The 11,344-nt window shown below is 30.9% G+C and carries 7 protein-coding genes; 1 reads left to right on the top strand and 6 read right to left on the bottom strand.

Annotation, left to right across the window (positions count from 1 at the left end; translation table 11 throughout):
• Window positions 1-15: 15 nt before the first annotated feature.
• From ACVPPR_RS03865 to ACVPPR_RS03855, 3 genes are all read right to left on the bottom strand, one after another.
• Window positions 16-984: a LacI family DNA-binding transcriptional regulator gene (locus tag ACVPPR_RS03865; RefSeq protein ID WP_462304692.1), complete on the bottom strand. Its 969-nt coding sequence runs from the start codon at window positions 982-984 to the stop codon at window positions 16-18.
• A gap of 909 nt (window positions 985-1,893) precedes the next feature.
• Window positions 1,894-3,255: an MFS transporter gene (locus ACVPPR_RS03860; protein ID WP_462304691.1), complete on the bottom strand. Its 1,362-nt coding sequence runs from the start codon at window positions 3,253-3,255 to the stop codon at window positions 1,894-1,896.
• 15 nt (window positions 3,256-3,270) lie between these two features.
• A complete protein-coding gene (locus ACVPPR_RS03855) occupies window positions 3,271-5,325 on the bottom strand; it encodes a glycoside hydrolase family 31 protein (RefSeq protein ID WP_462304690.1) in 2,055 nt (684 codons plus the stop codon).
• A 146-nt stretch (window positions 5,326-5,471) separates the two neighbouring features.
• On the opposite strand from ACVPPR_RS03855, the gene ACVPPR_RS03850 reads away from it, so the two are divergent.
• Window positions 5,472-6,359, top strand: coding sequence for a helix-turn-helix domain-containing protein (locus ACVPPR_RS03850; protein ID WP_462304689.1), 888 nt, complete (start codon window positions 5,472-5,474; stop codon window positions 6,357-6,359).
• Window positions 6,360-6,505: 146 nt separating this feature from the next.
• Here the strand turns inward: ACVPPR_RS03850 and ACVPPR_RS03845 are convergent, their stop codons facing one another.
• Genes ACVPPR_RS03845 through ACVPPR_RS03835 form a run of 3 tightly spaced genes read right to left on the bottom strand, consistent with a single transcriptional unit; the run spans window position 6,506 to window position 11,134 of the window.
• Entirely contained in the window at window positions 6,506-7,852 is a 1,347-nt protein-coding gene (locus ACVPPR_RS03845) for an MFS transporter (RefSeq protein WP_462304688.1), read from the bottom strand.
• Window positions 7,853-7,887: 35 nt separating this feature from the next.
• Complete coding sequence (locus tag ACVPPR_RS03840; protein WP_462304687.1) at window positions 7,888-8,748, bottom strand: AraC family transcriptional regulator; 861 nt, start codon at window positions 8,746-8,748, stop codon at window positions 7,888-7,890.
• 28 nt (window positions 8,749-8,776) lie between these two features.
• Window positions 8,777-11,134: a hypothetical protein gene (locus ACVPPR_RS03835; protein ID WP_462304686.1), complete on the bottom strand. Its 2,358-nt coding sequence runs from the start codon at window positions 11,132-11,134 to the stop codon at window positions 8,777-8,779.
• Window positions 11,135-11,344: the final 210 nt, after the last annotated feature.

Here is an 11,344-nt window from a genome sequence, read left to right as displayed (position 1 = left end):
TCTTAATCATACTTATCAAATAACCTTGTGTGAAACAATAACAGAACCTTGCATATCCTTTGAAAATACCAGTTTCGCAGCTTCCTGTCCTAATTTATTCGGATATAAATCTACACAATGAAAATCATTGTTGCCCATTCGACTAAATAATTGATTATTATTAAAAACAATTACTGGTATTTCTTTTTTAAACGTTTGTTTCCAAAAATTTAAAAAAGTAAATCCTATCATATCATCAGCAGCTACAACACCATCTAAATCAGAATGGGCTTTAATATACGCAATTAACGCGCCACTATCGTCATTCCCGTGTCGTAACCCTAAGTTAATACTATTATGTTTTATTTTTAAATGGTTAGTTGCCTGCGTAAATCCTTGCTCTCGTTGAATTTCAAAATTCCAATTTTTAGCTGATTTAACATATAATATATTTTTAGTGCTATATTTTTCTACTAAAAATTTAGTCGCATCAAAACCTGCTAAAATATTGTCATTATTGACGTAAAATTTAGTCTCAGAATCTGCTGACTCGCCAATAACTACATACTTCACACCTTTTTGAGTTGCCAAAAATTGTGTAACTACGTCATCTGTTTTTGAATACAGTAAAATAAACCGACGTACCTGCGCCTCAAGAACCATCGCCTGAACATTCGTTAACAAGTCTTCATCTGTTTGTCCCATTGCAACAGACATCACATATTTTCTAGGGGCTAATTCTTTATTCACCCCTCGCATCATGTCAATATGAAACGCATTTTCTTGATTACCCACTTTAGTCACAGGGAAAATAACTCCAACGACATTGGATTCACCAAGACTGAGATTTTTTGCATTAGAATTAACACGATATCCCATATCGTGTGCCAGTGCTTGAATTCGATCACGACTTTTTTGACTGATACGTGGATTATTATTTAACGCTCTTGAAGCTGTTGATACTGCTACATCGGCTGCAGTGGCCACGTCACGAATTGTTACCATTTTATTTTTACCCTCAAAATTGTTATTTAATGTTCCCTAATTTTTGAATCTTTCTATTTATGGATTAACCACATTATTTATAGTTATGTTTAAATTTAAGAATACTAGTTTTCCTACTTAACTGTCAATAACTCGGACTTATTTTAAAGACTTCAGAATTACTTTTCCAAAAATTTTGTTCATGCTTATCCATAGATTTAATTTTTAACATTTCTTATTTCTTATTTTTTCTTTTTAATAAATACTTACTTCCCACATTCCCCGCCTGAATCATTCACATCATTACTACAATCATTGCTAACCATAAATCTCCAATAAGATACCTGCAATAAGTCTATTAATTAGATGTATTTAATAATATATAGCATTGTATCAGTACAAATATCACACCTATTCTAAAAAATAATAGTCCATAATCTTTTTGAGTGGTATGAATAGATGTAATAATCTAATCTATTTCTCACTGTTGGATATGACACTCCATATTCAACTACTATTTTTTTAATAATCCTGAGTTTATAACAAAACTTTTTACTTTCTTCTAATAAATCTAAAAACCAGTCTTCATTGTTATCACCCATTAATTTTATTCCCATTGTCTTCGTTAAATAATGTTTATTTTTTATTTAACATTTTTGACTATATATGCATTAAAAAATCAATAAATACAAAAAAACTCAAAGTAATAATTCTATCCATGATAAAATTATTACTTTGAGCACTGCTATTTAAAAATTTCTAGTCCACTATTCTATCCTTTATACAACAAGATTTTAACTAACAAAATATATATCCTCAATTCAAAAGAAGAAACTCATTAAAGCTTATATAGTTCCGTCTATATATTCTTAAAACTATCCAAGTACTGTATTAACCATAAATTATGCTATTTACTTCATGAATAATTAACTATATCTGGTGTCGCTTTTCTAAATCAGCTTTAATAACATGCTCGTTATTTTCCCATTTACGATAAAATAACATAATGATTAAGCTAATAGAACAAATAATGATTGGAGCCCAAATAAATGAAAAAGCAATACCTTGTATACTATCTTTAGTTTGGATTTTATTTGCAGCGTCAAATCCAAATATATTCATTATCATAGAGGTAATAAAAGGTCCAATTCCTTGCCCCATTTGAATACAGAAAGATGCCCCAATTGCTGTTAAAAATCCATTAGCTCGAATACCAGTTTTCCATTCACCAAAGTCAACAGTGTCCCCAATCATTGCAAAAAACATTGTTAATGCACTACCTGATCCAATACATACAACGCACCAACCAACCAAGGCAAAATTAACATTTGCACCTGCCATTCCTATCATCAAATGTCCTACGATAGTGGTTCCTAACATAAGTACGGTAGTTCCCCACTTATGCAAATATCGAGCAATAAATGGAACCGATGCCATACCAATAACCTGAATGATAGAAAATCCATTAAATATTGAAGTCAAATGCTGGTCTCCCATATTATATTGAAAATAATATGGTAATGCTGCATTCCTAGTTGCGTAAGATGTCCAGAAAATAACATTTGCTAAAACAATGATAACCCATGGCCAATTTCCTTTTGCCGATTTAAAACTGTCTTTAATTGAAATAACTTTTTCTTGATAAATATTTTTTTCACGCATGTCAAAAAATGCAATTATTAAAAGAATAAAGGCAATTACTGCATACATTCCAACTGCCAATGACCACCCTTTTTTATCATTACCATTCCCAAATAATACTGCCAAAGGGATAACGAATGTTACTGCTAACCAATTTCCAACATTGCCTAATACAAGTCTTATTGAATTCGCTGACATTCGTTCATTAGAATCCGAAGTGATATTAGGTAAAACTGCTGTAATAGGCGTTGATAACGTTATATAAACAAAATCAGCTAAAAGATACATCACTCCTGCATAAACAATTTTACTAGTACCACTTAAATCTGGCGTTGTAAATAATAACCATACTACTACTGAATAAGGAAGCGCCATCCATAAAAACCATGGACGACTTTTGCCAAACTTGCTATGCGTATGATCAACTAGAATACCTATAAAAGGCGCTCCAAATGCATCTACAAATCTTCCTAAAAGTAATATCATTCCAGCTACTGTAATAGATAATCCATATACATTAGTAAAAAAATACAGCATGTATGAACCAATAATAGAAAATAAAATGTTCCCTGCCATATCAGTAAATCCATATGTCACTTTTCTATGAAACGGAAGAGAGTTAGCAGTAACTTCTTTTTTTTTAGTGTTCATCAGTTATAGTCTCCTTTATTTAATAACTTCAAAAGCTTCTTTTAATGCATCATATTTATTTTCACGGATATAGACAGGAATCGTTTCCATCTCAGTATAAATTTCCAGTTCTGTACCACCTTTTGAAAGTAACCCTGTCTTACTATCAACCCAGTTGGCTCCCTCTGGAAAATATATTTGGCGGTTTTGTCTATCATTTGAAGAAAATAAAATTGGGATAACTAAAATGTCATTTCCGAACATATATTCATCCTCAATATTCCACGCCCGCTCATCTTTATTAAAATCATAAAAAATTGGTCGAATTACTGGTGTTCCTTTTTCATGAGCCAAACTCATTGTTTCTTTAATGTAACCCTTTAAATTTTCACGTAATTTCATATATTTTGTCATTACAACTAGTGCATCATTCCCGTACGACCATGGCTCTGTTGCTCCACCAGAAGGCATTTTCCCACCACCCACACTACTTAACGGTAAAGTATGTGGTTCTCGATCACCATGCATTCTCATGACTGGACAGAAAGTTGCAAATTGAAACCATCTTGTAACCAATTCTTGAAATTTTGAATCATCATTAACACCACCGTGAAATCCTCCAATATCCGTAGTCCACCAAGGAATCCCAGCAATACCCATATTTAATCCAATAGCCACTTGATTGCGTAAAGATTGAAAACTTGAATCAATATCTCCAGACCAAACTAAAGCACCGTATTTTTGACTTCCTGCCCAAGCACTTCTGACAAGATTAACTATCTCATTAGATTTACCAACTTTTTTCATACCCTCATAAACCATTTGGCTATATTTAACAGGATATATATTTCCTACTTGTAAATTACTTCCCTCATAATAACGATAATTATCAAAATCATATACACTATATTCAGGTTCAGCTTCATCCAGCCAAAAAAGATCAATCCCTTTATCAAGATAATTCTTTTTTAGTAAATCCCATACGTATTCACGAGCTTCTGGGTTTGTAAAATCTACAAATCCGTTGTTTCCAAGAAAATTCATAGTTATTGGCACTCCACGTTCTACTTGAACTAAATATCCATGTTCATCCATTTCTTTATAATGACTGCTAGTTTCATCAACCGTTGGCCAAACAGATACCATTACTTTGATACCCATTTCATGTAATTCTTTAGTCATTTGCTTAACATCAGGCCAGTATGTTTCATCAAATTTATATTCACCGGATTTAGTCCAATGAAAGTAATCAATTACAATAACATCAATGGGTAAATTTCTTTTTTTAAATTCATGTGCAGCATTCAAAACTTCTTCCTGAGTGCGATATCGTAATTTGCATTGCCAATAACCTAGCCCATAATCTGGCATCATAGGCACCTTGCCTGTAACATCTGCATATTGTTCCTCAATTTGAGCAGGATTATCCCCTGCTGTAATCCAAAAATCAACCTCTTTTGATGATATTGCATGCCACTCTGTTATATTTTTTGCAAAGCTTACATCCCCAATTGATGGATTATTCCATAAAAATCCATATCCAATATTTGATAGCATGAAGGGTACACTAGCTTGCGAATTTCGATGTGCTAATTCAAGTTTTGCATTTTTTAAATCAAGAAAATCTTGTTGATACTGGCCCATACCAAATATTTTTTCATCATTTCTAGTTTCAAATCGCATACGAATCTCATAATCACCACCGACATTAGATTTAAATTCACGAGAATCAATATTCAATGCACTGTTAAAGTGACTCGTCTTACTTGTATCAACTCCAGGTTTCATCGTATCAACACGATTACGCTGATACCCTTTTAGCAATACCTCTCCTTTTTGATTATAAAAACATAAATTATTAAATTCATCAATTTTAGCTATCAGTTGTCCATTTGTTATCTGCCCATGACCATTCGCTGTTAAAACATCTACTGATGATTCTTCCAATTTTTCAGTCAATGCATTTTTATTTCCACTAAAATTAGGGTACTTTGTTGCTCGAACTCTAAAACTATTAACTCCCCATGGTCGTATTTCTAAAATTTCTTTCCCGTTTCTTAAATATAAGCATCTATCTTTTTCATATATCATAATAATCTCCTTACGTTTATTGACTAAATAGTTTCAACGACATAATACTTTTATATTTGTACAAGTTCATTGTAACCGTTTACAAATGTTGTTAAAACGACTATATTAATGTAATGAGTACACATAATAAACATGGAGGTAACCATATGATTAAAAAAGTATACAAATTCAACTTAGATATTCCTTTTTCATTTTATAAAGCTGGTCAGTATCAAACAGATAAAAATTGGCAACACAAAGATATTACCAATATCAACGATTTTGAGTTTTTTGTTGTTATTAGCGGTTCAGTGTACATTCAAATTGCAAATGAAAAATTTGAATTACATGAGCAAGAATGCTTAATCATACCTCCTAAAATTCGCCATTTTGGCTACAAATCATCACCTGAAAATACAGAATTTTTTTGGGCTCATTTTTATCCAAATGGGCTATTTACTGAATCAAATGACATTATCGTTGGAAAAGAGCCAATAATCGGTCAAAAATTTCCACTTTTTAAATTTAGTAAAATTATATTATTATTTCGTCAAATGTTAGATTCTGCCAATGATCCAGATGCATCATTACTATCAAATGATTTTTTTATATCCAGTTTGGCATTAGAACTTTCAAGTCAATTTATACATTCTGCTGTATATAATAATCAAATAAAAGACAACTCACGTTTTGAAACTATTAAAAATTGGATAAGAACCCATAGCCATACAAGTCTTTCAGTTAAGCAAGTCTCTGACGAATTTAGCATAACAACACCAACATTAAACAGAATGTTTCACAAACATTTAAATTGTACAACCATTCACTTTATCAATAAAATTAAAATTGAACAATCTATCGAAATGTTATTAACTACGGACATAACTATCAAGGGTATTGCATTTAATTTAGGCTTTTATAATGAAAAATATTTTTTTAAAGTTTTTAAACAAATAATTGGTGTTACTCCCTCAGAATTTAGGAATGCTAATAGTCGAACCTACTTGAACAACCAATTAGTTGATCCTGAAATTCCAGATCCAACTATCCATTAAATATCAACTCATACGTCTTCAAAATTTCGCATTAATTAAAAATACCCTTCAAAGAAAACAAGTTAAAAAATAAAAACTTGTTTTCTTTGAAGAGTATTTACTAGTCCAATATTAAGAGATTTTGAAGTTCAACCTATTTATTAAACTTAATTATCACCTCTAGTTGCTAAATCTAATTTTACTTGATCTTCATTTTTTTCATATTTAATATAAGCCAACATTATTAATGCACCAATAATAAAACAAACTGCTGGTACCCACACAAATGATATTTTAATAGAAGCTAATGCGGCTGATGTTTGTTGATGTTTAGCCACATAACCAGCCTTTTCCATAATCATAGATGGGATAAATCCTCCTAATCCAGATCCCATTTTAATACAAAATGCACTTCCAATGGCAGTCAAAAATCCGGCCGAACGTATACCCGTTTTCCATTCCCCATAATCAACAGTATCAGATAGCATAGCAAATGGCATAGACACAGCAATACCAGTTCCCAATGATGTAAGAATCCATGATGCAATAATTAATGTAAAATTATTACCAACAACTCCCATTAATATCTGACCAATAGCTGCAATTATAAATCCTAAAATAAGTGTTTGAGCTTTCGAAATTTTCTTAACTAAGAATGGGATAAAAATAATTCCGACTATTTGAACTAAAACAAGACCATTTAAAATAGATGCGTACCCAATATGTCCTAAGTTGTATTGCGCATAATATATAACGGTAGAAGTTCGAACTGTATTTCCAAGCCAATACATAATATTAGCTAGAACAATAATTACCCATGGCCAGTTACCTTTAATTGAGCGGATACTGTCCCGAATGGGAATGCTTTTAATTTCTTTATTATTAGGTGTTACTTCTTTTGTTTTAGCAAAAGCAAATAAGAACATTACTATTCCGATTATTGAATATATTAGAGTAGTAACCGCAAATCCTTTTTTATCGTTTCCACTACCAAAAAATGCCACTAAGGGAAGTGTAAATGATGCTGTTACAAAATAACCGACATTCCCTCCTATCATCCGATATGAATTCAACTTAACACGTTCATCTGAATCATTACTTAAATTAGGTAAAATTGACGTAATAGGTGTCGATATCCCCGTATAAATAATACCTGTAATTAAATAAGTTACTAAAGCATATATTGCCTTTAACGACGTTGATAAATCAGGCGTTATAAATGACAATGTTAAAAATAATCCAAATGGAACTGCTAACCATAAAAACCAAGGCCTACTTTGACCATACTTAGAATGTGTGTGGTCAATAATTAATCCCCAAATTGGCGCATCAAATGAATCAATAATTCTGGCAATTAGTAAAATGGATCCTGCCACTCCCACTGAAATACCAAATACGTCAGTATAAAAGTACAATATAAAACTTGTTAATGTACAATATAATAAATTGCCAGCAGTATCAGTACTTGCATATGCTAATATATTTGTTAAACTTAATTTTTCATTATTTTTCATTATTACTCTCCCAATTTTTATTTAATAAACAACAACTATACATGCTTATCCCTATACGACTTTGGTGCAATACCCGTTATTTTTTTAAAGCGACTAGTAAATGAAATATATGTTTTAAATCCAACCAACTGTGATATTTTTTTTAACTGAAAATTAGTATGGATCATATATTGTTTAGCTGTATCTATACGTATTTCTTCTAATATTTCCATTGCCGTCTTACCATAAATATTAGACATAGTTCTAGAAATATAATTTGGATGTAAATGAAATGATTTAGCAAGTTCTGCGTTATCAACATGCTTTTGAAAATTTTCTTCCAAATATAAATGAATTCTTTCAGCTAATATTGTTGCATGATCTTTATAAATTCCTTTATCCTCCACATATTTTAAAAATCGTAAAAATAATTCCTCAGTATACCAAATACTATCAATACGTTCATTTTTTGTACTTTTTTGAATTTCTTCAAGTAATTCAAATATTAAATCTGGTTCCCTAATTTTACCAAGCTTTGGTAATTGTAAAGTATATGATTTTTGATGGAAATGTAACTCAGGTATAGGTAGTTCTGAAATGAATCTAACTGGATAATTACTTTGTGACCATCTAGCTGTGGTATAAATATGAATCCAGAAAAATTCTGTTTTTTCTTCACATGGTTTCCATGAAGAATGCTCTTTATCTGGTAATAAAATAAACATTTCATTTTCATTAATAGTATAATTTTCATTATTTTCTTGTAAATAGAGCGTTCCTTTTTTAACAAAAATTAAATCAAAAAAGCGAATATTTTTACGATGAGGATGCTCTTGCCCAGGTTTAAATAGTGTAAAATTACCTTCAATAAAACTTGGAAACGGTGGTATTGAGATAGAAATTATTTGATTTTCCATAATTCTTCTCCTGACACATTTATATTATCTATAAATCTTTTAATAAAAGTGTAATACTCTCTTCTTCTGTTAATTCTTCTAATAATGTTTCCCCATTAGAATTTATTAGCCAAAATTCTTTTTTATATGGTGCAAAACTAACTAATTTTAACTTTTTTTCATCAATTTCATATGTTCCATTAATTACTTTCAAATCATCGCCATCTTGTATTAAATACGTTTTTTGACCAATTCCATCTAAATATGCAACAAGTTCTTCCCCCATATCCCAATCAGGTGTTTGTTCTGCATTATCAAATAATCGTGCAAAAATGCCACCATCTGTATAAAATGTCGACTGTCCAAAACGTGCTCTTGATAAATCGGGTCGATTAATATGTGGACCAGCAACTGCATACGTTGACGCTGCCATTCCTTTTTCTAATTTAGCCGTTGTTGTTGAATGCGTATCATAACAATACATAACAGCTGCTGTTGCCCGATAACTAGCGTTAAGATAATTTATTTCATGCAACTCTTGAAATACTTTAAATGTTGATGCCGCTGTGACACCTCCCCATAACGAATGAATCATATAGGTCAGTGCTTCCCACCAACGATCAGGATTTTGTGCTCTAAAATCATTCGAGTATCCTATATTCGCTAATAATAATTCACCATATCGATTAGCCCCATCATCAAGTCTTGCTTCACTCAACGCCCCAGCAGTAGGTCCGAACCCAGCATTATCATAAAAGTGCTCCGTTATTGCGGCCTTATAGTTCGGACTTTCGTTATTCACTCGATTAGTCACTTTTCCCCAAAGATTATTAATTTTATTATAACTATCGACCATTCCTTTATTTTTTAATTTTTTTAATAACTCTTGGATATACAGAAAGTAAACTCCCAACATTTGAGCTTCTTCCTTTCCTCGTTCTGTTGAGTGTAAATCAGGATCAACACGTAACGTAAATACCTTTGTGGCCCATTCTAAATAGTCATTAGCGTTATTCAAAGCCAATACTCCATTATTAAATTCGGAAAGTAAAAAGAATAGATGACCAATATATTCAAAGTCCATACAACGATAAAAATCACCATATAAATTATTAGGCATCAACAAATTGCCATCTTTAAACCATTTATTGCGAACGTAATAAACAGCACTTGCTTCAACTTTTCGAACTTGTTCAACGTCCAACGTCCCCATAAGATTTTTTTTAAGAATTAAATTTAATTTTCCTAACGATTCTCCTTGATTTGATATGGGACTGAAAGCATACGGTACAGCTCCATCTGATCCTAAATATAATTTTTCTGAAATATAAGATACTCTTTCATCTATTACTTTATCTAAAGAATTCATGACGTTTAAAACAATAAAGTCAACTGTACCATCCTTAAATAAAAATGAAATTTTATGTTCACCCAATACCTTAGGAATGAATTCTAATTGAATCTCATCATTATTTTTTTCTTTTATATCATGTAGATAATATTTTAGTGATCCTTTTATCCCAGATTCAACAAGAACCTTAGTAAGTTCTCGCCTACCCGATTGAACTGATAGATGACTTTGTTTCCCAATAATATTAAGTGGCTGATAATTAATTCTTGGATGACCATTGTCTTGCGCTATTTTATAAAAGTCTGATTGAGATTGGTTACCTTGCAATAAATACTCCCAGTCTTGGTTTTCGTATGGTTGTAATTTTAATGAACTTTTATCATAAATCCAATCATTATTCTCATAATCTTGATTATATCCACCAGCTAAAATTAACTTATGAAATAACATTCCATCTAATGATGGAGAAACGTTTTCAAAAAACAAATTTTTGTAAGCGCAATATGTTCCAACAGATAACGTCTTGCCTTTAATTTGAAAAATCCCTAAATTACCACCTACATTATCTCTACGAACAGCATTAATTTTAGTGAAATTAGTTGCGATAGATGGGTAAACAGCAGCTGAATTATGAATGTTTTTTAGCACATTTTTATCTCTAAACATTACATATGCTAATGATAGCCATATACCAAAATCATTTACTTCTAATTTTTCATTTGTAAGATTTATTAATTTTATTGTCCATTTCAATTTATCCTTGAGAGATAAGTCATACGTGATTTTAACCTCAATTACATCCTTAAAACTATAAATAATGGCTATTTTTTGCCCTGTTTGTACAATTTTAGGTTTATATTGACTACTCTCAAATTGTATTTTATCTACCATAATACTAAATTGACCAAATAATTTATTTGACTCCTCATACTTGGCATCTTTTAAATAATCTTCGTCAATAACCCAGTTCATCTTGAATGGATCATTTTTAAACATCAATTTTTTTATTGAACCATTATCATCAAAATCTAAATATATATCTTTACTTTCTAACATTTTTTACTCCAATCTTTATTTTAGATTTGCTTAGCCAGTGTTTGGTAACGCTTACAAATAATTATATCATCGTTCCTTAAAATCTTATACATACGATATACAACCATTTGTTATAGTATTTAACACAAATTACAATTTCCTATGTAAATAATTACATTTAATCCACCATAATTATAAGCTCATCATCCATACTTTTCATTCTATAAGTTC

It is taken from the genome of Dellaglioa sp. L3N, assembly GCF_054941095.1.
This window is presented reverse-complemented; position numbering and strand designations above follow the sequence as displayed.